General features: G+C 72.2%; 22 protein-coding genes. 5 read left to right on the top strand and 17 right to left on the bottom strand.

Annotation, left to right across the window (positions count from 1 at the left end):
* Positions 1-59: 59 nt before the first annotated feature.
* The 5 genes from ACGFH8_RS13400 to ACGFH8_RS13380 all read right to left on the bottom strand — a co-directional run bounded on the left by ACGFH8_RS13400 (position 60) and on the right by ACGFH8_RS13380 (position 4658).
* Positions 60-293, bottom strand: coding sequence for a zinc-ribbon domain-containing protein (locus ACGFH8_RS13400; RefSeq protein ID WP_393366778.1), 234 nt, complete (start codon positions 291-293; stop codon positions 60-62).
* 107 nt (positions 294-400) lie between these two features.
* Positions 401-1270 carry an SRPBCC family protein gene (locus ACGFH8_RS13395; protein ID WP_393366776.1) on the bottom strand — a complete coding sequence of 290 codons (870 nt, stop codon included), beginning with the start codon at positions 1268-1270 and terminating at the stop codon, positions 401-403.
* Complete coding sequence (locus ACGFH8_RS13390) at positions 1263-1820, bottom strand: helix-turn-helix domain-containing protein (RefSeq protein ID WP_030490876.1); 558 nt, start codon at positions 1818-1820, stop codon at positions 1263-1265. The genes ACGFH8_RS13395 and ACGFH8_RS13390 overlap by 8 nt, the downstream gene beginning before the upstream one ends.
* 100 nt (positions 1821-1920) lie before the next feature.
* Positions 1921-3264 (bottom strand): class I SAM-dependent methyltransferase, encoded by a 1344-nt coding sequence (locus tag ACGFH8_RS13385; protein ID WP_393366773.1) that lies wholly within the window; start codon positions 3262-3264, stop codon positions 1921-1923.
* On the bottom strand, positions 3261-4658 hold the full coding sequence (locus ACGFH8_RS13380) for an FAD-binding oxidoreductase (RefSeq protein ID WP_393366772.1): 1398 nt from the start codon (positions 4656-4658) through the stop codon (positions 3261-3263). The genes ACGFH8_RS13385 and ACGFH8_RS13380 overlap by 4 nt, the downstream gene beginning before the upstream one ends.
* A gap of 93 nt (positions 4659-4751) precedes the next feature.
* Here ACGFH8_RS13380 and ACGFH8_RS13375 point away from each other — a divergent pair, with 93 nt between their 5' ends.
* Both ACGFH8_RS13375 and ACGFH8_RS13370 read left to right on the top strand, forming a co-directional pair.
* On the top strand, positions 4752-5222 hold the full coding sequence (locus tag ACGFH8_RS13375; protein ID WP_393366770.1) for an aminoacyl-tRNA deacylase: 471 nt from the start codon (positions 4752-4754) through the stop codon (positions 5220-5222).
* 72 nt (positions 5223-5294) lie between these two features.
* Positions 5295-6005 (top strand): RICIN domain-containing protein, encoded by a 711-nt coding sequence (locus ACGFH8_RS13370; RefSeq protein ID WP_393366769.1) that lies wholly within the window; start codon positions 5295-5297, stop codon positions 6003-6005.
* Between the two features lie 19 nt (positions 6006-6024).
* On the opposite strand, the gene ACGFH8_RS13365 is transcribed toward ACGFH8_RS13370, so the two are convergent.
* A complete protein-coding gene (locus ACGFH8_RS13365; protein WP_393367105.1) occupies positions 6025-7326 on the bottom strand; it encodes an MFS transporter in 1302 nt (433 codons plus the stop codon).
* A gap of 55 nt (positions 7327-7381) precedes the next feature.
* Between ACGFH8_RS13365 and ACGFH8_RS13360 the strand changes: the two genes are divergently transcribed.
* Positions 7382-8389, top strand: coding sequence for a GlxA family transcriptional regulator (locus ACGFH8_RS13360; RefSeq protein WP_393366767.1), 1008 nt, complete (start codon positions 7382-7384; stop codon positions 8387-8389).
* Between the two features lie 115 nt (positions 8390-8504).
* Here the strand turns inward: ACGFH8_RS13360 and ACGFH8_RS13355 are convergent, their stop codons facing one another.
* The 8 genes from ACGFH8_RS13355 to ACGFH8_RS13320 form a co-directional block, all read right to left on the bottom strand.
* Entirely contained in the window at positions 8505-8969 is a 465-nt protein-coding gene (locus tag ACGFH8_RS13355; protein WP_393366766.1) for a hypothetical protein, read from the bottom strand.
* Between the two features lie 28 nt (positions 8970-8997).
* Positions 8998-10950: a VWA domain-containing protein gene (locus tag ACGFH8_RS13350; RefSeq protein ID WP_393366764.1), complete on the bottom strand. Its 1953-nt coding sequence runs from the start codon at positions 10948-10950 to the stop codon at positions 8998-9000.
* 2 nt (positions 10951-10952) lie between these two features.
* On the bottom strand, positions 10953-12413 hold the full coding sequence (locus tag ACGFH8_RS13345) for a sigma 54-interacting transcriptional regulator (RefSeq protein ID WP_393366762.1): 1461 nt from the start codon (positions 12411-12413) through the stop codon (positions 10953-10955).
* 57 nt (positions 12414-12470) lie between these two features.
* Positions 12471-13547 (bottom strand): hypothetical protein, encoded by a 1077-nt coding sequence (locus tag ACGFH8_RS13340; protein ID WP_393366760.1) that lies wholly within the window; start codon positions 13545-13547, stop codon positions 12471-12473.
* Between the two features lie 76 nt (positions 13548-13623).
* Complete coding sequence (locus ACGFH8_RS13335) at positions 13624-14274, bottom strand: response regulator transcription factor (protein ID WP_357376412.1); 651 nt, start codon at positions 14272-14274, stop codon at positions 13624-13626.
* Entirely contained in the window at positions 14271-15515 is a 1245-nt protein-coding gene (locus ACGFH8_RS13330) for a histidine kinase (RefSeq protein WP_393366758.1), read from the bottom strand. Before ACGFH8_RS13330 ends, ACGFH8_RS13335 begins: the two co-directional genes overlap by 4 nt.
* Positions 15516-15570: 55 nt before the next feature.
* The gene (locus ACGFH8_RS13325) at positions 15571-16077 is read right to left on the bottom strand and encodes a hemerythrin domain-containing protein (protein WP_393366756.1); all 507 of its coding nucleotides are present in this window, start codon (positions 16075-16077) and stop codon (positions 15571-15573) included.
* Positions 16074-17054 (bottom strand): aldo/keto reductase, encoded by a 981-nt coding sequence (locus tag ACGFH8_RS13320; protein WP_393366754.1) that lies wholly within the window; start codon positions 17052-17054, stop codon positions 16074-16076. The genes ACGFH8_RS13325 and ACGFH8_RS13320 overlap by 4 nt, the downstream gene beginning before the upstream one ends.
* Before the next feature lie 70 nt (positions 17055-17124).
* Between ACGFH8_RS13320 and mgrA the strand changes: the two genes are divergently transcribed.
* Complete coding sequence (mgrA, locus tag ACGFH8_RS13315; RefSeq protein WP_393366753.1) at positions 17125-18120, top strand: L-glyceraldehyde 3-phosphate reductase; 996 nt, start codon at positions 17125-17127, stop codon at positions 18118-18120.
* Between the two features lie 19 nt (positions 18121-18139).
* Here mgrA and ACGFH8_RS13310 read toward each other — a convergent pair whose 3' ends face one another.
* Complete coding sequence (locus ACGFH8_RS13310; protein ID WP_393366751.1) at positions 18140-19057, bottom strand: lytic polysaccharide monooxygenase; 918 nt, start codon at positions 19055-19057, stop codon at positions 18140-18142.
* A gap of 198 nt (positions 19058-19255) precedes the next feature.
* Between ACGFH8_RS13310 and ACGFH8_RS13305 the strand changes: the two genes are divergently transcribed.
* A complete protein-coding gene (locus tag ACGFH8_RS13305; RefSeq protein WP_030490864.1) occupies positions 19256-19378 on the top strand; it encodes a 50S ribosomal protein L36 in 123 nt (40 codons plus the stop codon).
* Positions 19379-19430: 52 nt separating this feature from the next.
* On the opposite strand, the gene ACGFH8_RS13300 is transcribed toward ACGFH8_RS13305, so the two are convergent.
* Together ACGFH8_RS13300 and ACGFH8_RS13295 are read right to left on the bottom strand one after the other, a co-directional pair.
* On the bottom strand, positions 19431-20828 hold the full coding sequence (locus ACGFH8_RS13300) for a class I adenylate-forming enzyme family protein (RefSeq protein ID WP_393366749.1): 1398 nt from the start codon (positions 20826-20828) through the stop codon (positions 19431-19433).
* Positions 20818-22356, bottom strand: coding sequence for an NAD(P)-binding domain-containing protein (locus ACGFH8_RS13295; RefSeq protein ID WP_393366747.1), 1539 nt, complete (start codon positions 22354-22356; stop codon positions 20818-20820). The genes ACGFH8_RS13300 and ACGFH8_RS13295 overlap by 11 nt, the downstream gene beginning before the upstream one ends.
* Positions 22357-22410 lie beyond the last annotated feature (54 nt).

Raw genomic sequence — 22410 nt, 5'->3', positions numbered from 1 at the left:
CGTCGGCCGGTGACGTCGGTCGGCCGATCAACCAGCACAGGAAGCGATCCATGGCGGGCTCAGCCGACCGGGAGGCGCTCGGCGTCGGACCGGGAGATCTCGTACTGCGCACCGCAGAACGTGCACTGCTGCGCGTACCGGGTCCGGATCGGAATGAGCGGGATGAAGAAGAGGGTAAATTTCGTCGAACGGCGGGTGATCACCTGTGCGGCGTGGTTGCCGCAGTGGCGGCAGACCTGTTGCACCACACCGGAGCGGTCGACCTTGGTACGCAGACCAAAGATGAAGAACATCGCCCGGCAGTACCCACCCCAACGCGAAAAGTCACCCCGCAGCGCTGACGAACGCGCCGCGAGCGTCGACCTCTGCTGGGTCGGCGCTCGCGGCGGGTGTCGGTGGGTCAGTTGGCCGGTGCGGGCTCCAGGCCGGGGACCTCCTCGGCGATCCAGATCGGCTGCCAGTTCGGCACCTCGTGGAAGCGGCGCAGCTCGAACAGCCCGGCAACCGACCCACTCCAGGCCCCGTACGGCGGCTTGGCCTCGTCGAAGCCGCTCTGCACGAACGTCAGCGTGGTCCGGCCACCGGACTCGGCCAGCTCCCAGCTCGTGACGCCGACCGGACCCCAGTCGACGGACATCCGGCGACCGGGCTCCAGGTCGACGACCTTGGCGGCGTAACCGGTCTCGAAGCCGCCCATGGCGTACCGGCCGCCGACCCAGGGCTCGATGCCGATGGGGTAGCCGAACCAGGCGCTGGCCTGGTCGGAGTCGGTGAGTGATTCCCACACCTTGTCGGCGGGGGCGGCGATGACCAGCTCGCCGCGCAGGTCGGCGGAGGTGAAGTCGGTGCGGGGCAGCAGTGGCTTGCCCTCCAGGTGGGCGGCCAGGTTGGCGATGGACAGCGCCCAGTACGTCTGGAGCACGCCCCGGATGCTGGAGCCGCTCATCGCCTCGGCGAAGTCGAAGTGGCTCTGCGTCAACGTGAGCACCGTGCTGTCCGGGCTCTCGGCGGTGAGCTGGAGCTCGGTGGTGGTCTCCACCCCGTCGAGCAGCCAGCCGAAGCGCAGCGTGTCGTCGTCGGCGTGCAGCAGCTTCTGGTGCGGGGCGTCACCCTCGGGCGTGTAGCGGCCCCAGAACTCGTACCGCTGGGGCAGCTCGACCTCGGCGTGCTCGGCCAGCCAGAGACGCAGCTCGGCCGGGTCGGTCAGGGCCGCGCGGACACGCCCGACGGGCGCGGAGAGGCGGGCCTGGACCTTCAACGGCTCACTCATTGTCGTTCCCTTTCGGATAGCAGGCGACGGCCAGCTTGAAGGCGTCGCCTTCGCTGCCGCCGTAGCGGGTGAACAGATCCTGAAGTGCGGTTTGCAGGTCGTGCAGGAACTGCTGGCGCTGCTCGGCGGGGACCCGGATCTCGCCGGAGACCCCGATCGAGGGCAGCTCGGGCGCCGCCCGGTCCAGGCCGGCGATGTCGGCCTGGACCTCCTCCATCAGATCGAGCAGGTAGCCCAGGCTCAGCTCGTCGCGGGCCCGGCGCAGGCCGATCCGGCCGACGAGGCGCGGGGACAGCCAGTACGACCGGGCGGCCGCCTGGTAGATGCCCTCGGTGATGCCGCGGACCTTGCGTTCGTTCACCAGCTCGACGAGGCCGGCCGCGACGAGCTGCTTGACGTGGTAGTAGACGCGCTGTGGCGTCTGGTCGAGTCGGGCCGCGACCTCGGTGCAGGTACGCGGTTCGGCGAGTTGCCGCAGCACCTCGACGCGCTGCGGCTTGAGCAGGACTTCGGCCTGCTCGATCTGCTCCAGGTACAGGACGTCTCTCATGGCAAAATCAGTTTGTACGTACAAAATTTGTTTGTCAATCGGTTCGCGAGAAGCCGCGCCGACTTTCTCGACGCGGCTTCAGGCAACTGTCAGCAGGTGATCAGGGCAACCAGTCCGGCCGCAACGGGTAGCCGTTCACCCCGTCCGGGCCGTTGTGCGTGGCCAGCACCTGGTGCAGCTGGATGCCGTTGCGCTCGAACGCCATCCGGGAACCGGCCATGTAGAGCCCCCACACCCGGGCGGTGCCCGAACCCACCTCCGAGACGCAGAAGTCCCAGTGCTCCACCAGGTTGCGGCACCAGGCCGCGAGCGTCAGCGCGTAGTGCTGGCGCAGGTTCTCCTCGTGGTGCACCTCCAACCCGGCGTCGTGCACCTCGCTGATCAGCCGACCCGGGCCGGCCAACTCGCCGTCCGGGAAGACGTACCTGTCGATGAACGCGCCGGAGCGGTGCGGCGCCCGGTTGTCCGCGCGCGTGATGGTGTGGTTGAGCAGCCGACCCCCCGCCCGCAGCCGGGACCGCAGCGCCCCGAAGTAGGTCGGGTAGTTACGCACCCCGATGTGCTCGGTCAGCCCGATCGAGGAGATGGCGTCGAACTGCTCGGCCGGCGCGTCCCGGTAGTCCAGGTGCCGCACCTCGGCCAGCCCGGTCAGCCCCTCCCGCTCGATCGCCGCCTGCGCCCACTCCGCCTGCGCCTTCGACAGGGTCACCCCGAGCGCCTTCACGCCGTACTCGCGGGCGGCGTGGCGCACCATGCCACCCCAGCCGCAGCCCACATCCAGCAGCCGCATCCCCTTCTTCAGCGCCAGCTTGCCGGCGACCAGGTCGTACTTCGCCGCCTGGGCCTGCTCCAGCGTGTCGTCCGGAGACCGGAAGACCGCACAGGTGTACGTCATCGACGGGCCGAGCACCTTCTCGTAGAAGGCGTTGGAGACGTCGTAGTGGTGCGAGATCGCCGTGCTGTCGCGCACCCGCGAGTGCCGCAGCCCGTTCATCACCCGCTTCCACCGCGGCTGCGCCTCCTGCGGCGGAGCCGGCGGAGGCATCAGCCGCTCCCAGCCCAACCCTCGGACCAGCGCCAGCCCCTCGGCCAGCGACGGTGGGCGCAGCCGCAGCTCGTCCTTGAGCACCCGCAACGCCTCGTACGGGTCACCCGGGTGCACCCCGTGCAACGCCAGGTCACCACTGACGTAGGCCCGGGCCATGCCCAGGTCGCCCGGAGCGGTGAGCAGGTAGGACAAACCCCGCTCGGAACGGATCGCCAGGGTGATGCCCGCGTCGGACGGGCCGACGGAACTGCCGTCGTACCCGCTGATCCGCACCGGCAACGGCCCGGCGGTGACCGCGCGGATGACATCCGCCACGGTCGGACCCGTGTGCCGGCCCCCCGCCGGCGGGGTGGCCGGGACGCTCGCCGCCCCCTGATCTCTGTCGGTCAGGCTCATGCTCGTGCTACCGCCTTTTCGTACAGTCCCGTCAGCCGGTGGTCCGGGTCGTAGCGGTCTTTCACCGCCCGCCACGTGTCGCCGCCGTACAGGCGATCGAAGGCGTCCCGGTCGTAGTACGCGTCGGAGTAGAGCGACTTGTGGCCGCCCGACTCCGACACCCTGCGTTCGATCGTGCGGTTGACGTCGCCGTCGGCGGCGCCCGGCGCGATCGGCACGCTCCCCCAGAACCCAATGTTGACGTAGTCCTGCCCTGGCCGGAGTGGATACAGCGGCCAGGACCGCGCCGAACCGGCGCCCGCCGGCTCGCGCAGCCGCAGCGGGCACAGCCACACCGGGTTCATCCCCACCGCGCCGGCGAACCAGCGCAGGAAGTCGGCGGTACGGTCCAGCGGGATCTCCACGTCCTGCACGACCCGTTCCCGGGCCGGCTGCCCGCGCAGTCGGTCGATCCGGGCCGCCACCTGGTGTCGGTGTTCCAGCCGCACCAGTCGGTGGTAGAAGTCGCTGCGCCGGTACCGCGACGGCCAGAAACGGCGGACGACCGGATGCTGCGCGCCGAACGCCGCCGAGCACCAGAACCAGTCGGTGTCCCAGCGCCAGAGATAGTCGTACGCGGTGAGCACATCCCGGGTGCGCCGGCGCAGGGACCGGTAGTAGATCTCCTGACCGGTGTAGTCGCTGGGCGGGTCGGCGGCGTCGGTGAACGTGGCGAACACCAGGTACGCCTCACCGGGGCTGAACATCACCCCGTCCATCGCGTCGACCGGCTGACCGGCCCACGACCGGGTCGCGGTCACCTCGGCGATCGCGTCGGTGAGCGCCTCCAGGTCGGTGAACCGGACGTTGCGCAACGCCACGTAGCGGCCGACCGGTTGCAACTCGATGCGCAGCCGGGTCGCGTAACCGAGGCTGCCCAGCGAGTTGGGGAACGCGGCGAACAGGTCGGCGTGCTCCCCGTCGGGCCGGGCGGTGACGATCTCGCCGGAGCCGGTGAGCACGTCCAGCTCCCGCACCGACTCGTGCGGCAGGCCGTTGCGGAACGAGGTGGACTCGATCCCGAGGCCGGTCACCGCGCCGCCCAGCGTGATGGTGCGCAACTGCGGCACCACGAGCGGCATCAGCCCGTGCGGCAGCGTCGCGTCGACCAGGTCCTCGTAGGTGCACATGCCCTGCACGTCGGCGGTGCGCCCGGTCGGGTCGACCGACAACACGCCGTTGAGGCCGCTCACGTCGAGCCCCGGAGTCCGGGGCGCGGACCGGGGGCGGAACAGGTTGGAGGTGCGTTTGGCCAGCCGGACAGGCTCGCCCGTGGGCACCGCGGCGTACGACCGTCGCAGCGTGTCCACCGCTTGATCATGGTCAATGGGGTGATCCACACGCTCAGCGCGCATGTGATCACCTTACGCTCGTACCTGGGAATCCGTGGGATGTGGGCCGTGGCGGTTTCCCGTCCGGTGGCGGGCCAGGCGGTTACCGTGGCGGGCATGCCATCGCCCGCGATCACCGCCCTGGACGCCGCCGGCCTCACATATCGGCTGGTCAGCCATGGTGCGGTGGGCAGCCTCGCGGAGGCCGCCGCGGTCCGGGGCGTGGCCGTCCCCGATGTCGTCAAGACGATCGTGGTCCGCCGGAGTGTGGACGATCACTTGTTCGTGCTCACCCCCGGCGACCGGGTCATCTCCTGGCCCAAGCTGCGCACCCTGCTCGGAGTGCACCGACTCTCCATGCCGGACGCCGCCGGCGCGCTGGCCGCGACCGGCTACGAGCGCGGCACCATCACCCCGTTCGGCGCGAGCACGGCCTGGCCGGTGGTCGCCGACGAGCGACTGCGCGGTCGGGAGATCACGTTGGGCGCCGGGGAGCGGGGCCTCGCCATCGCGATCGACGCCGACACCGCGATCACGGCTCTCGACGCCACCGTGGCCGACGTCACCGACCCGCAACCCACCCGCTGAGCCCGTCGACAGGGGTCACCCACCGCCGCACCGACTGGCACTGGTTGACGGCGGTGGGTGAGGATGGCGCGTATGTCCGCGCCCGAGGAACGCCCCGACCCCGCCGGCACCGTCTACGGCGGCCGCCGACGGGCGGCACGATCCGGTCCACTGGCCGATCCGCTGCTGCGGGTGGCGCTGGCGGTCGGGCTGGTCGGCGTACTCCTCGGGGTGGTCTTCGCCACCGGGCTGCTCGACGGTGACGACGAGCCGACCGTGCCGGCGACGGTCGGCGCGCCGTCCACCGACGCGCAGCCCACCGGCGCGGCGGCCGAGCCGAGCCCGAGCGCGCCGGCCGCGCCGTCGCCGACCCCGGCGGTCCCGCCGGCCCCGCCGACCGGTCCCCGGGTGTTCAAGGCCGCCTCGGGGCTCTGCCTGGGGCTCGACGGCGACGGGCGGGAGGCGGCGGCCGAGTTGGCGACCTGCACCGGCGGCCCGGAGCAGCAGTGGGTGGTCAACCCGGCCGGGGCGGACGCGGTGACAGTGGCGAACGTCGCGCACGGTCAGTGCCTCGACGTCGAGGGCGGCAGTCGCGACGACGGCACCCGGCTGATGCAGTTTCCCTGCCACGGCCAGGCCAACCAGCAGTGGCGGCTGAGTCCCACCGGCACCGGCCCGGTGCTGCTGGTCGCCGTGCACAGCGGCAAGTGCGCCCAGGCCGACGAGGAGGGCGTCGAGGCCGGCGACGACATCCGGCAGCGCCCCTGCGACGGCCGACCGGCCCAGCAGTGGATCGTGGGCTGACCGGCCGTCGCGCGGCAGCTCAGCCCCGGAAGCTCCACGCCTTCGGTGCGGTCGCGGCGGCCAGCACGGCCGCCGACACCGGCTGTCCCGGCCGGCGCCGCAGCAGCAACGACAGGCCGGCGGCGCCGATCGACAGCGCACCGGCCACGTACCAGGCCGTCGCGTAGTCACCGAGCTGGTCCCGCACCAGCCCCGCGCCTGTCGCGGCGAGCGCCGCGCCGAACTGGTGGGCGGCGAACACCCAGCCGAACACCACGGCCCCGGCGGATCCGAAGTACTCCCGGCACAACGCCACCGTCGGCGGCACGGTCGCCACCCAGTCCAGGCCGTAGAAGATGATGAACACCAGCATGCTCGGTTTGGCGGTGCCGGCGAAGAGGCTCGGCAGGACCAGCAGCGACGCCCCGCGCAGCGCGTAGTACATGCCGAGCAGCAACCGGCTGTCCACCCGGTCGGTGAGCCAGCCGGAGGCGATGGTCCCGACGATGTCGAAGAGCCCGACCAGGGCGAGCAGCCCGGCCGCGGTGGTCTGGGGCATGCCGTGGTCGTGCGCGGCCGGCACGAAGTGCGTACCCACGAGGCCGTTCGTGGTGGCTCCGCAGATCGCGAACCCGCCGGCCAGCAGCCAGAACGCGCGGGTCCGGGCCGCCGTCGCCAGCGCTCCCAGCGCCCGGGCCGCCGCGCCGCCGGTCGCCGGCGGCGCCTCGACGACCTCGGTCGCCCCGTAGGCAGGCAGCCCGAGATCCGCCGGGTGCTCGCGCAGCAACCACACCACGAGGGGTACGACCGCCAGCGCGGCGCCCGCCACGACGAGCGCGGCGCTACGCCAGCCGTGGTCGCGGACCAGGATGGCGACAAGTGGCAGGAACACCAGTTGTCCGGCCGCCCCACCGGCGGTCAGCACTCCGGTGACGAGGCCCCTCCGGCGCACGAACCAGCGCCCGGTGATGGTGGCCACGAACGCCAGCGCCATCGACCCGGTGCCCAGTCCGACCAGCACACCCCAACAGAGCAGCAGCTGCCAGCTGGCGCTCATGAAGACCGTCAACCCACTGCCGGCGGCGACCAGCAGCAGGGCCACCGAGACCACCCGGCGGATGCCGAACCGGTCCATCAGGGCGGCGGCGAACGGCGCGGTGAGCCCGTAGAGCAGCAGGTTCACCGAGACGGCGGCGGAGATGGTGGCCAGGGGCCAGCCGAACTCCTCGTGCAGCGGGTGCAGCAGCACCGACGGGGTGGCGCGGAAGCCGGCCGCGCCGACCAGCGCCACGAAGGCGACGGCGGCGACCAGCCAGGCGGGATGCGGGCGGCGGTTTTTCATCACGCGACAAGTCTGGGCGGGGCCTCGCGCCCCGACGAGTGGCCGGAAAGCCATCATGCGCAATAATCGGGCCATGACGCCTCGCCCGCACCGGATCGCCGTCCTCGCCCTCGACCAGGTGGTCGGCCTGGACCTCGGCACCCCGTCGCAGGTCTTCAGCACCGCCCGGGCCGCCGACGACACACACTTCTACGACGTCCGGGTGTGCACCCCGGGCGGGCGGCCGGTCCGCAGCACGGGCGGCTTCCAGGTGCTGCCCGACCACGGTCTGGAGTTGCTCGACACCGCCGACACGGTGATCGTCCCCGGCATCCACGCCAGCGGTGTGCTGACCTCGGGCACCGTCGAGCCGGAGGTGGCCTCGGCGCTACGGGCGGCGTACGAGCGGGGCGCCCGGATCATGTCGATCTGCACCGGGGCGTTCGTGCTGGCTGCCGCCGGGCTGCTCGACGGGCGTCGGGCGACCACCCACTGGGCGTTCACGGAGCAGTTTCGTCGCCTGCACGGCGGGGTGGACCTCGACCCGGGCGTGCTCTTCATCGTCGACGACCGGGTGCTCACCTCGGCCGGAGTCGCCGCCGGCATCGACCTCTGCCTGCACGTCATCCGCCTCGACCACGGCAGCGAGGTGGCCAACCGGGCGGCCCGCCGCTGTGTGATGCCGCCGTGGCGCGACGGCGGCCAGGCGCAGTACATCGAACGGCCGGTGCCGAAGGTCACCGAGTCCAGCACCGCGGGAGCGCGGGAGTGGGCACGGCAGCGGCTGCACGAGCCGATCGCCCTGCGGGACCTGGCCGAGCAGGCGCGGATGAGCGTACGCACCTTCACCCGACGCTTCCGGTCGGAGACCGGCCTGAGCCCGGCGCAGTGGCTGCTGCAACAGCGCACCGATCACGCGCGACTGCTGCTGGAGACGACCGACCTCACCGTCGACCAGATCGCGCACCGCGCGGGTTTCGGCACCACCGCCGCCCTGCGCCAGCAACTCCACCAACGCATTGGTGTGGCGCCCTCCGCCTACCGCCGCACCTTCCACCCCCGCCCAGCCCTGGCCAAGACCTGACCCCCGCCCCCACCCCGCGATCTTGCACTTACTGTCGTTGACTTGACCCGTTATGCAACTTTCGTCGGGACAGAAAGTGCAAGATCGGCGGAGAGGTTGGGGTGGGCGGCGTCGCTCAGGCGCGGAGGACGTGCAGTTGGGCCTGGTGCTTGGGCAGGTGGACCCTCGTGTGCAGGTCGAGGGTGCGGGACCAGGGCAGCGACTCGTCCACGACGAGGTCGAAGCCCTCCCGCAGGTGGGTCTCGACCGGGGTCTCCGCCGCCAGGCCGAGCTGGTCGACAAGCCCGCACAACCGGTCGCTGGTGCCGTGCAGCAGGGCGGTCAGCCCGCGCAGACCGCCCTGCTCGGCGACCAACGCGTCGAGCTGTGGCCGGTGGATGTCCTCTTCCAGCTCGTAGTAGGCGAACGGCGACCCGGCCAGCAGCGCCTCGGTGGCCTGGATCATCAACTCGTCGTTGGCGACCAGGTGCGCGACGATCTGCTCGGCGCTGAGCTGCCCCTCCGGGGCCGCCCCGAACTCCCCCGCGTCAAGCTCGACGAACACCCCGTCGTAGGCCTGGCGCAGCCCTCCACTCTCCATGCCCCCAGTCAACCTGCCCGGCGGGACGTTAGCGGCGGGATTGGCGGGAGCGGAGGTAGTCGCTGACCACGTACTCGCCGAGGTCGTCGGTGTCGGGCGTGAACATGCGGCCACGGCTGCGGCGGGCCACCGCGTCGACGAACCGCCGCAGGCCCGGGTCGTCGCCGAGCATGAACAGGTTGAGCGTGGCGCCGTAACGGCTCAGCCGGTCCACCTCACGGACCGTCGCCTCGATCGTCTCCGGCAGCGGCGGCCAGTGGAACAGCGCCTCCCCGTCGTCCGGATCCAGGTGGGCGGTCGGCTCGCCGTCGGTGACCACCAGGACCACCGGCTCGGCGTCCGGATGCCGGCGCAGGTGTCGACCGGCCAACCGCAGCGCGTGCTGGAGGTTCGTGCCCTGCTCCCCGTCCGGCTCGACGGCGGCCAACTCCTGCTGGGTCAGCGTCATCGCCTCCCGGCCGAAGCCCACGATCTGCAGGGCGTCCTGCGGGAAACGCGTCTCCATCAGGTGCGCCAGCGCCAGCGCCGTCTGCTTCATCGGCCCCCAACGACCCTGCGAGATCATCGAGTACGACAGGTCGACGCAGAGCACCACCGCCGCCGAGGCCCGCCTCTCGGTCTCCACCACCTCGAAGTCGTCCACCGCGAGCTGCACCGGCACCGTCGGCCCGGCCCGGCGGACCGCCCGGGTCAGCGTCCGGACCACGTCCAACGGCTGCTCGTCGCCGTACTCCCAGGGTCTGGACCCACCGCTGACCTCGCCGGCCGCCCCCGCCGAACGCAGGTCGTGCTGCCCGCGCGGCCCGGCGGTCAGGTCGGCGAAGACCCGTCGCAGCGCGGTCCCGCCCAGCCGGCGCAGCGCCTTCGGGCTCAGCGTGAGCCCCTCCGCGTCCCGGCTCACCCAGCCCTGCCGGCGTAGCTCCCGTTCCAGGTCCCGCAGCCGGCGCACCTCGTCGGCCGCCTCCCGGCCCAGCGTGCGGGCGACCGCGTCGACGTCCACGTCGTCGAGCGTGGCCCCGGGGTGTTCCTGGTCGAGTTGGTCCAGCAGGTCGTCCAGCTCACCGATCTCACCCAGCGCGCCCGCCGCGTCGGCGTAGCCCAGCGGCTGGTCGCCCCGGACCCGCTCGCCGCGCCCCCAGCGCAGATCCGGGCGCAGCGCCCGCAGGTTGGCGTCGAGCGCCGACAACTCCCCCGCGAGGCGGTCGCCGAGCGACTGCTGCATCAGCCCGGCCAGCTCGGCGCGCTGCCGGTCGGAGAGCGAGTTCATCAGCCGCTCGCCGGCCGCCGAGCGGCGGGCCAACACGTCGATCAGCTCGTCGACGGTCTCCGGCTGCTCCGGGAAGAAGTCGCCGTGTCGGCGCATGAACTCGGCGAACGCGTCGGTGGTGTCCTCCGCGCGGCCGTGCCGGGCCAGCAGGTCGTTCAGGTCGCCCATCATCTCGGCCAGCCGCTGCTGGGCGGCCGGGTCGGCGGACGCCCGTACCGCGTCGCGCAGGCCGGCGAAGCGCTGACCGAGCACGTCGTCGCGGAGCTGGTCGAGGATCTGCTGGTACGACCGGCGGGCGTCCTCGCTGGCCCACTGGTAGCCGGACAGCTCCTCCACCGCCCGTGCCGTCGAGCGGGGCAGATTGTCGAGCACCGACTCGGCGAACCGCGCGCCGTCGTCGTCGCGGCCCCGCAACTCGTCCCGCTCGGCGGCGAGCGCCTGGTCGAGCAGGGCCCGTGCCCTGGTCACCGCGCCGTCCAGGTCGCCCCGGCGGAGCGCCTCCCGGCGGAGTCGCCGAGCGCGGGCGGCCAGGTCGTCCAGCCCGCCCCGCCCCTGCGGACCACGGCGCAGCAGATCCCGCAGCGCCTCCCGCAGGCTGCCGCCGGCCAGCACCTCGGCGCCGACCTCGTCGACAGCTTCGCGTACGTCGTACGGGGGTGCCAGCGGGTCGGGCCCGCCGGTCCACTGCCCGTACCGGAACCGGTTGCCGGCCATGGTCAGCCCCGGCCGCCGTAGACGGTGCGCCCCGAGTCGGTGACGTCCTTGCCCAGCCGGCGGGTCAGGTGCAGCCCTTCGAGCACGAACTCGACGGCGGCGGCGGCCTCCTCCGGGGTGGGCGCGTCGCCCAGGCCGAGCCGGTCGAGCACCTTCGCCAGCCCGGGTACGGTGCCGACCTGGCGCAGCAGCTCCGTCGCGCTGACCAGCTCGCCGGTCTCGATCGCCGCGCCGTCCTCGACAAGCGCCGTGAACCCGGACAGGTCCAGCCCGGCCAGGTGCGCCCGGAACGTCTCGGCGGTCGCGGTCCGCAGCAGGTGGGCGAGGATCTCGATCTCCCGCCCCTCCTCGCCGGACTCGAACTCCACCTTGCCGCGCAACGTGCTGGTCACCGACACCGCGTCGCCGACCCGGGCCACCGCCGCCTCGGGGCGGCCCTCCGGTGTGCCGGCGCCGGCGAGCAGGCCGGCGCGACGCAGCGCGGCACCGGCGACCGTCTCGGCGGCGGCGATGGCGAACCGGGCGGAGACACCCGAGCGCGGGTCCACCGAAGGCGACTCCCGGACCGCGCGGGCGAAGCGGGCCAGCACCTCCAGGACGTGCTCCGGCACGGCGGCGACCAGGTCGGCCTCCTGCCGGATCAACGCCAGCTCCAACTCCAGGTCGACCGGGTAGTGGGTACGGATCTCCGCACCGAACCGGTCCTTGAGGGGAGTGATGATCCGGCCCCGGTTGGTGTAGTCGTCCGGGTTGGCGCTGGCCACCAGGAGCAGGTCCAGCGGCAGCCGCAGTTGGTAGCCACGGACCTGGATGTCGCGTTCCTCCAGGACGTTGAGCAGCGCCACCTGGATGCGTTCGGCCAGGTCGGGCAGCTCGTTGACGGCGAAGATGCCCCGGTTGGTGCGCGGCACCAGCCCGAAGTGGATGGTCTCCGGGTCGCCGAGGGTGCGGCCCTGGGCGATCCGGATCGGGTCGACGTCACCGATCAGGTCGCCGACGCTGGTGTCCGGGGTGGCGAGCTTCTCGCCGTAGCGCATCGAGCGGTGCAGCCAGCCGATCGGCAGGTCGTCGCCGGCCTCGACGACCTGGGCGCGGGACGCGGGGGTGAGCGGGTGCAGGGGGTGCTCGTTGAGCACCGAGCCCACGATGACCGGGGTCCACTCGTCGAGCAGCGCGCCGAGCGAGCGGATCAGTCGGGTCTTGCCCTGGCCCCGCTCACCGAGCAGCACCATGTCGTGGCCGGCGAGCAGGGCCCGCTCGACCTCGGGCAGCACGCTGTCGTCGTAGCCGACGATGCCGGGAAAACGGGTCTCGCCGGAACGCATCCGGGCGAGGAGGTTGTCGCGGAGTTCCTGCTTGACGGTGCGGTATCGGTGACCGGCTGCCCGCAGCGCGCCGAGCGTGCCGGGCAGGTCGGCCGGTGGAACCGGGATTACCGGGTTAGGCGCAGTCACCCGACCCACGCTAGCTCACATTCGCAGGGGCGCCCCGGGCATCAGGGGGCACCCCCACTCCCACCCTCACCGCCGGCCGCAGCGCCGGCAGGCGCCGCGCCGGCGCAGGTGGTACGCGTAGGTGGCCGCGCCGAGCGCCACGCCCCACAGCGGCCAGAGCAGCATCGGCGCCCCGGTGAGGCTGAGCCCGCCGGTCAGCCGCCAGAACTCGGGATTGCTGAGCAGCCCCAGTGAAGCCGCGGTCACGGAGATGGCGACCAGGCTGGCCGGCACCACGGCCAGCTTCACCGGCACCCGGCGACCGGCGAGGCCGGCCATCCAGCGCGGGAACCGCTCGCCCCAGCGCTGCACCAGACCGAGGGTGAGGATCGCGCCGACGGTGGCGAAGGCGGCCAGCCCGAACCCGGCCCAGACCAGCCCGGTGTCCTGCATCTCGGTCAGGAACTCGCGGGAGATGCCGAGCGGGATGCCGGCCGCCCAGGCGAACCGGGTCAGCGCGTACGTCAACGGGATGGCCGCGGCGATGCCGGCGGCCCACCGGCCCCAACGGGTGGCGACGGCCGGGGTGGTCCACCCTCGGTCGGTGTGGCCGCGGCCGCAGCCCACGCAGGCCGCGGCGGTACGGCGCTGCCAGGCGAGCACCGCCCCGACCAGCAGCAGCCCGCCGGCCAGCGCCGCGAACCGGCCGAACAGCGCCCAGTTGAAGACGTCGGAGTAGTCGATCGGCGGCCAGCCGAACGGCGCACCGACGATCAGGATCGGCAGGTAACCGAGGACGATCAGCACTCGGACGTCCGGCACGACCAGGACCAGCACGAACGCGACCGCCCAGCCGTAGCCGGCGAGCAGCGCCCGCAGCGGGCCGGACGGACGTGCCGCCGGGCGACTCATGGCCAGCGCGGCCACCGCGGCGGTGAGCAGCACGCCGGCGAAGAGCGGGGTGGCCACCTCCACCGGCACGAGGCGGAGCAGACTGACGTCGCCGCCCTGGGGGTCGTTCGGGCCGAAGGGGTAGCCGGCGCCGGTGAGCAGGCTGAGCAGGGCGAGTACGCCCCACAGGCCGAGCCAACCGGCGGCCAGTGGGGCGAGCCGGTCGGGCCAGCGGGACTCGGTTCGGGGCGGGGAGAAAGTGATCGTCGTCATGCTCCCAGCCTCGACCGATGCCCGGCCGGTTCCCTCCCGGCCGGCGGTGAACCCGCTCCCCCGGGTGGGGGACCGTTCAGCCCGACGGGGTGACGAAGCCGGACTCGTAGGCGGCGATGACCGCCTGGGTGCGGTCGCGGGCGCCCAGCTTGGCCAGCACGTTGCCAACGTGCGTCTTGACGGTCTCCACCCCGACCACCAGGTGGGCGGCGATCTCCGGATTGGACCGGCCGGTGGTCATCAACCGCAGCACCTCGGCCTCCCGCTCGGTGAGTCGGGCGGCGCGCAGCTGGTCGCCGCCGGCCGGCCCGTACGCCCCGACGAGCTGACGGATCGCCGCCGGGAAGAGCAGCGACTCCCCCGCCGCGACGACCCGGACGGCCTCCACCACCTCGGCGGGTCGGGCCCGTTTGAGCAGGAAACCCGAGGCGCCCGCGCGCAGCGCCTCGTAGACGTACTCGTCGTTGGCGAACGTGGTGACCACCAGCACCCGGGGCGGGTCGGCGGAGGTGGCCAGCAGGTGCCGGGTGGCCTGGATGCCGTCGATGCTGGGCATCCGCACGTCCATCAGCACCACGTCCGGCCGGTGCCGGGCGACCAGCGGCGGCACCTCGGCGCCGTCGGCGGCCTCGGCGAGCACCCGCAGGTCGGGTTGGGCGTCGATGATGGCGCGCAGCCCCACCCTGATCAACTCGTCGTCGTCGACGATCAGCACCCCGGTGGTCATGTCGCCTCCTCGTAGGGCAGACGGGCCCGGATCAGCCAGCGGTCGCCGTCGGGGCCCACGGTGATCCGGCCGCCGAGCAGCAGCACCCGTTCCCGCATGCCGTCCAGTCCTCGACCGCCGCGGCCCGGGTCGGCCCGTCCGGGACGGTTCACCGCGTTCACCAGTTCCAGTTCCAGTGCTCCCGCGTGCAGGTCCAGTCGCAGCGTCACCGGCCCCGCACCGTAGCGGGCGGCGTTGGTCAGGCCCTCCTGGACGATCCGATAACCCTCCCGGGAGACCACCGCGGGCACCCGGGCCGGGTCGCCGACGCGGTGTGCGTGCACCGCCAGCCCGGCCGCGCGGGCGTCGGTGACCAACCGGTCCAGGTCGGCGAGGGTACGCTGCGGCGCCACCACGGGCTGGCCGGTGCCGGCCTCCCGGAGCACCCCGAGCACATGGTCCAGCTCGTCCATCGCGGTCCGTCCGGTCTCCTCGATGGCGGTCAGCGCCCGACGGACGAACTCCCGGTCGCTGTCGAGGACCTCGCGGGCGGCACCGGCCTGGAGGGTGGCCACGGTCAGCGCGTGACCGATCGAGTCGTGCAGCTCCCGGGCCAGCCGGTTGCGTTCGGCGAGCCGGGTGGCCTGCGCCTCCAGGGCGGCGATCCGCTCCGCCTGCGCGGGGCCGAGCAGCACCGGCGCCATCGAACCGGCAAGCGCGCCGAGCCCCGCGACGGCGTAGCCGAGACCGACGAACATCGCCACTCCGGTCACGGTCAGCCAGCCGCTGTCCCGCCCGTCCAGCGGCCCGAACCGTTCCTGGCTTGTCAACTCGGTGTCGACGCCGAACTGTTGGGCGATGAAGGCCAGCGCCATCGGCAGGGCACTGAACAGCGCGATCATCACCACCGCGCCGACGATGAGGTGGGTGGCGATCCACAGCGCGCTGCGCAGTCGGGTCTCCCGGTCGCCGCGATGCCCCAGCGCGGGCTCGGGCAGGTCGACGCCGAGCAACCTCCGCACGGCGGCGATCTCCAGGGCCCGGCTGCCGTCCAGCAGCAGCGGCACCACGGCGATCAGCACCGCGATCACCAGCAGCGCGTAGGTAAGGGAGCGGGGGATCGCCGAGTCGCCGAGCAGTTCGACGAAGGTCACCACGAGCAGCCCGTACGGCAGCGCCAGCACGCCACCGAGCAGCAGGAACACGCCGCGTCGCCAGGTGGTGCCGGCGACCAGCGGGGCCAGCGCCGCGCGGAAGGTCATTCCGTCATTCTGCGGCCCGGATCGGTTGCGGCGACTCCCCCAAGCCGGGGAGATCTCAGCGGTGGTCGGCCACGTACTGCTGGGGGTCCTTGTCGCGGAACGGCAAATTGCGGCCGTTCTTGTGCTCGCCGTAGAAGGTGAGCCAACGTTGGCCCAGCTCGGCGCGGAGTTCGGTGCTGGCGTGCCGGCGGAAGTCGGGCAGTGCCTCGTCCTCCTCCTCGGCGAGGTGTTCGCTGTTCTCCCGGCGGGCCGTGCCGACCGCCGCCCACCACTGCTCCGAGCCGACCGGGTGCAGCTTCGCCTCGGCGACGGCGTCGCGGATCTTGTTGTGGTCGCCGATCGCGTCGGCGGTCTCGTCCTCGCCGTCGTCGCCGTGCTTGACCAGGTGCGGGTAGAGGATGGCCTCCTCCGCCTCGGCGTGGATGTCCAGGTGCAGGGCGAGGGCGTCCCAGATGGCGAGCATCTCCTGCTCGTCGCGGGCGTCGTCGAGGCGGGCGAAGCCGCGCCGGAAGGCGGCGTGGTCGTCCAGGATCAGAGCGGTGATGTCGTCCACTGTGCTCACTTTCCGGTGGTGTTGGCGAACCGGGCACGCAGCATCGCCGGCATCGCGGCGAGCCCGGTGACCGGGCGGAAGCGTTTGGCGGCTTCGGCCAGCGCCGCGTACTCGTCGTCGGCGAGGTCGAGGTCCGCGGCGGCGGCGTTGCGTTCCATCTGCTCCACCCCGGACGCTCCGGGGATGGCGAGCACGTTCGGGTGGTGCAGCAGGTAGGCGAGCGCGATCTGGCTGGGGGTGGCGTCGTGGGCGTCGGCCACCTGGCGCAGGGTGTCGATCAGGACCGCGCCGCGTTCCAGGTTCTCCGGCAGGAAGTACGGGTTGGCCCGCCGCACCGCGCCGCTCGGCGGGTTCTTCGCGTCGTAGCGGCCGGAGAGGAAGCCCTGCGCCAGCGGGCTGTACGCGATGACCACCCGCCCGGCCTGCCGCGCGTACGGCAGCAGGTCCTGCTCGGGCGCGCGGTCCAGCATGCTGTAGCGGACCTGGTTGCTGAGCACCCGCCGGCCGAGCGCCGCCTCGGCGACCTGCCAGCGGCGCAGCCCGTAGTTGCTCACCCCGACCTCGCCGATCAGCCCGACGTCCTGCAACACCCGCATGCCGCGCATGGTGGTGTGGTCGGCGACGAGCGGGTGGGGTTGGTGCACCTGGTAGAGGTCGATGCTCGTGACGCCGAGCCGGGCCGCCGAGGCGACCGCCCGCTGCTGCACCACAGCGGCCACCGGCAGCACGGGAAAGATCTTGCTGGCGACCACCACCTTCGGCCGGTCGTCGCCGAGCGCCGCGCCGAGGATCCGCTCGCTGCGCCCGAACCCGTAGACCTCGGCGGTGTCGAAGACCGTCACGCCCAGCTCGACGGCCCGCCGGACGATCTGCGCCGCCCGCCTGTCGAAGTCCGGGCCGTAGCCCCACTCCCGGGAGCCGAACTGCCAGGTGCCCAACCCGATCCTGGACAACGGTTTGGGAGTGTCGAGGGCGATGAACCGCATGGCGTCGAAACTACCCCGCTGTCCTGATTCGCACGCCTGATCCGGGGTACCGCAGCCCGGAGTTAGGCTCATGATCGTGACCTACCTCGCCGCGGATGACCGCTACGACACCATGACCTACCGGCGCAGCGGACGCAGTGGCCTGCGACTGCCCGCCGTGTCCCTCGGGCTGTGGCACAACTTCGGCCCGGACCGCCCGTTCGACAGGCAGCGCGACATCGTCAGGCGGGCCTTCGACCTGGGGGTCACCCACTTCGACCTGGCCAACAACTACGGGCCGCCGCCCGGCTCGGCGGAGGAGAACTTCGGTCGGCTGCTCGCCACCGACCTGCGGGCGTACCGCGACGAGTTGGTCATCTCCAGCAAGGCCGGCTACCTGATGTGGCCCGGCCCGTACGGTGAGTGGGGCTCGCGCAAGAACCTGATCTCGTCGCTGGACCAGTCGCTGGGCCGGATGGGGCTCGACTACGTCGACATCTTCTACTCGCACCGGTTCGACCCGGACACCCCGCTGGAAGAGACGATGGGCGCGCTGGACGCCGTCGTCCGCTCCGGCAAGGCGCTCTACGTGGGCATCTCGAACTACAACTCCGAGCAGACCGCACGGGCCGCCGCGATCCTGCGCGACCTGGGTACGCCGCTGCTGATCAACCAGCCGTCGTACTCGATGCTCAACCGCTGGACCGAGTCCGACGGCCTGCTCGACACGCTGGAGCAGGTCGGGGCGGGTTGCATCGCGTACAGCCCGCTGGCCCAGGGGCTGCTGACCGACCGTTACCTGGGCGGCATCCCGGCCGACTCGCGGGTGCGCACGAGTGTCTTCCTCAACGAGAGCGACCTCAGCGACGAGAAGATGGCCACCATCCGGGGGCTCGGGGCGGTCGCCGAGCGGCGCGGCCAGTCCCTCGCCCAGCTCGCGCTCGCCTGGGCGCTGCGTGATCCCCGGATGACCAGCCTGATCATCGGGGCGAGCAGCGTCGGGCAGTTGGAGACGAACATCGCCGCGCTGGACAACCTCGACTTCACCGCCGAGGAGTTGGCCGAGATCGACGGTCTGCTGCGCTGACCCGCGCGGGCGGGCCGGGTCACCAGATCCGGCGCCGCCCGACGCGGTGGTTGCGTACCTCGCACTGACGGCCGACCGGGGCCGCGGGGGTGCGGCGTCGCCGCCCCGCGCCGACAAGCAGCACCAGGAGCAGCACGACGGCGGCGCCCGCCAGCACCGGCCAGCGCGCGCCGAGGTCGGTCACCGACGCCACCGGCACGCCCGGGTCGGCCGCCGCCGCCACCGCCGGGTCGGTGGCGGCCGGCCGGCTCGCGGCGGTACGCGGCGCGGCAGCGCCCGCCTTCGCCGCGGCCCTCGTCGGGGTGGCCTTGGCCCTGGCGTCGCGGAACACCACGTCCGAGCAGGAGTAGTAGGTGTCCGGGGTGGTCGAGTTCTGCCAGATCGTGTAGATCAGGTGTCGACCCGTACGGCCCGTCGGCAGTCGACCCGGCAACTGGTACGCCCCGGCCCGCACCCGCGGGTCGGTAAGCGTCAGAAACGGACGTGTTTCGAGGTCCGACCAGGTCAGCGGGGCTTTGGGGTCGTACCCGGGCCTGGTGACGTAGAGCCGGAAGGTGCCCCGGTGCTCGATCGTGGTCCGGTACCGGAAGGTGAACGTCGCGCCCGCCGTCAGGTCGGTGGCCGGCCAGTCGGTGCGGGGCAGGTCCAGCCCCCGGTACGCGGACAGCCCGCCGCTGCACAGCTCGCCGTCCGGGATCCGTTCCCGGTCTCGCCCGTTGATCGCGGCGACCCGCACGTTGTCCCATTCCCGGACTGCCGCGCCCGCTTCGACGGCGGCCTGGCAGGCGGCGGTGGTCGCGTACCGGCCCTCGGGTCCGCAGGCCGCCGCCCGGCTGATCGGGTCGGTCGGGGCGCCGTGCGCGGCGGCGGGTGTGGCGGCCAGTGGCACGGTCGCGGCAGCGACGAGCACCGTGGCGAGGAGCCGGCGTACGGTCATGAGGTTGACCTCCCGCCCACTGGTACGGCCGGCGGACGGCAAAGGTTCGACGTCGGCACCTGGTCACCGTTTCCGGTCGGGGGCGGGCCGCGCCGCGATCGGCGAGGTGGCCCCGGGTGGGGGCACCACGGCGGCGGGAATCTCCGGGCTGGGTGCGGCGTTTCGATACTCGGAACCGCTGGAACCGAGGAGGCAGACATGAAGGTACGTAGCTCGTTGCGTGCGCTGAAGCAGAAGCCGGGTTCGGTGGTGGTCCGCCGTCGTGGCCGGGTGGTCGTGGTGAACCGCGCCAACCCGCAGTGGAAGAGCCGCCAGGGCTGACCCCGCCCTTAACGGACATAAAGTCGACAAACGCCCTGACCGGTCACACCGGTCAGGGCGTTTGGTCTGTGCCCCCACGGAGGAGCTGACTCTTGTCCGGTTTGCCGCTGGGCGCGAGCGGGACTCGGTCGATGACCGTGACGGTGCGCGGCGCCGCGAGATCGTTCACCTGCACGGCCACGAGTGCGCGCAGCACGTCCGGGTCGGGCGTTCTCCCGGCCGCCGGCACCACGAAGGCGTGCACGGCCTCGCCGGTCGTCTCGTCCGGCCCCCCGACCACGTACGCCTCGGCGACCGCCGCATCGGCGGCCAGCGCCCGCTCCACCGGCCCGGCATGGATCACCTGCGCGTTCACGATGATCACGTCCCGCGCCCGCCCGAGCAGCCGCAGGTATCCGTCGGCGTCAAGCTTTCCCAGGTCACGCGTACGCACCCAGCCGTCCACGAACACCTCGGCCGACTCGTCCGGGTCCTGCCAGTACGAGGAGGCCTGCGCGGGGGTGCGGACGAAGATCTCCCCGTCGCGGACGCGGACGTCCACGGCCGGACGACCGACGGTGGCGAGCGTGGCCGCGTCGGCGAGCATCTCGGCCGGGGTCACCATCGCGATCATCGACGTCTCGGTCTGCCCGTACCCGTGGAAGAGCACCGGACCCAGCACGTCGAGCGCCTCCGCCAGCCGGCCCGGCGCGAGTGGCGACCCGGAGACCATCAGCGCCCGCAGGTGACGCAGGTCCACCGGGTTGGCGCGCTGGTCCCGGACCAATTGGTGCAGCTTGCCGACGGTGATCACGCTCGCCGTGGCCCGGTGCGCGACAAGGGCAGCCGGGAAGACCGGCCGGGGCGCCACGACGAGAGTGCCGCCCGCGACGAGGGCGAGGACGCCGTACTCCAGCATCACCTGACTGGCCAGCGAGCCGAAGACCAGGTAACGCCGCAACCGGGTGGCCAGGTCGGCGATGGCCGGGGGCCACCGGTCCGGGTACGCCACCCAGGCCGCCGACATCGCCGCGTAGGTCTGCACCACGCCCTTCGGTGTCCCCGTGCTCCCACTCGTCCAGATGATCCGCGCGGGATCCGCGGGCCGTCCCGCCGCGACGAGCGGCAGCCCGTCGTCGGGATGCTCGGCGAGCGCGGCCAGCGCGGCCGAGTCGACCACGAGCGAGCCGGACAGCTGTGCCGGGCTCAGGTCGGCACGCCACCCGGACACCCGCGCCCCGACGGCGAAGGCGGCCATCGTGGCAGCGAAGGCGGCCGCGGTGACCGGCAGGTCGAGCGTGACACCCACTCCGGGCCCCGCGCCGCGGGACCGCAGCCCGGCCGCGACGCGCCGGACCAGACCCGCCATCGCCGACGCGGTCGTGACTGTCGACGCGTCCTCGAAGACCGGCCGGTCCCCGCCGGACTCCAGGAGGTCGAGGACGGGCTGCGGCCAGACGTCAGCGGGCATCGGCGAGGACGCCCTTGACGAAGACCTCCAGGGGCTGCCGATGCACGGTCGGTAGGTCCCACTGGTTTTCCAGGTTCTCCGCCAGGTGGTGCTCGGCGACTGTCTGCCCGTCGCGCAGCACCCGGACGACGGGGTGGAGATAGCTGGCGTCGTGCGCGGCGCTCGCGTCGTTCTCGGCCGGACGCGGCACGGTGATGTCGAACGGGTCGACCTGGTCGTGGTCGGGGCCGTACTCAAGGGTGACCAGGAACGCGAACACGTCCGGCTCCGTGTCGCGCAGGTAGGCGACCGGCACCTCCTCGCGGTAGCGGGCGGTCTCGCCCTCCACCGTGATGACGTCGCCGAGCACCGCGAACTGCTGCCACAGCGCCGAGGTCACGTTGATCCGGGCGATTATCGAATCGGCGATCGCCTCCGGTGTCGAGGCGATCCGCCGGGACGGCCAGGGCTGCCCGTGGTGCCGCTCGCGGAGGATGTGGTGCAGTGCGCGGGTGGCATAGCGGAAGCCGTGGATGAAGCCGTTCGTGGACTTCTTGAAGTCACGCTGCTGGCTGAGGGTGCCGGCGAAGTAGAGGCCTGGGACGTTCACCGACTCGAAGGCCGGCGTCTGCGCCGGGAACCGATCGTCGATGACCAGCTCCGGCCGGCCGGACTCGGCGAAGATGGACGCGTCGAAGCGGAATCCGGTGCAGAGGATGACCCTGTCGTACTCGAGTTCGCGCAGATTCTCGACCGTCCGGGCGTACCGGAACAGCACTCGGAACCCACCGTCCTCCCGCTTGCTGATCTGTTCCACGGTGCCGTCCAGGACGGCGTTCTGCGACTTCAACTGATAGGTGTCCAGGAAGTTGTTGTTCACCGCCCGCAGATGCCCGACGTAATGGGACTGCCAGGCCAGTTTGATGGAGTGCGGCCCGGCGACGTGAATCGTGGCGGCGGTCTCGACGAGCGCGTCCGCGGTCTCGAAGGCCGAATTGCCCTTACCGATGATCAAGACGCGCTGATTGACGAAGTCGGCGGGTTCGACGCTTACGGTGTCGTAGCGCTCGGCCAGGTCCGCGCCCTCGATCGGCGGCACGTGGAGCGCGGGGACGCCGGTGGCGACGACGACTCTGCGGGCCGTCCACCTGTGGTCGCCGGCCTGCACGGTGAACACGTCGCCGGCCTTCGACACCGAGGTCACCCGGGTGCCGTAAACGACGTTCAGGCCCCGCGCGACGTCGGCGAGATAACGCACGAGATCGTCGGCGGCCGGAAAGTAGCGCGTGCTGTAGTTCTTGAAGAGCAGCCCCGGATCGTCGGTCAGCAACGAGTTCCAGTCCGACCGCAGATTGAACTCCGGGTTCGTCGACCCGGTCCACACCTTGTTGATCGAGATTAGCTGACGGTGCCGGGGATAGGTCTCGAAGAATGTGCCTGCCCGGGGGCCGCCCTCCAGCACCACGTAGTCGTGACCGTCGCGTTCGAGCAGGGCCGCGAGCTGCAGGCCGGCCGGCCCGGCTCCAATGATCAGGCAATCGTGCGTCATGCGCCGCAATTTACTGAGGCGATTTCAGAACGCTCTGAGAAAGGGCCTCTAGCA

The sequence above is a fragment of the Micromonospora sp. NPDC049175 genome (assembly GCF_043197345.1).
GTDB lineage: Bacteria > Actinomycetota > Actinomycetes > Mycobacteriales > Micromonosporaceae > Micromonospora.
This window is presented reverse-complemented; position numbering and strand designations above follow the sequence as displayed.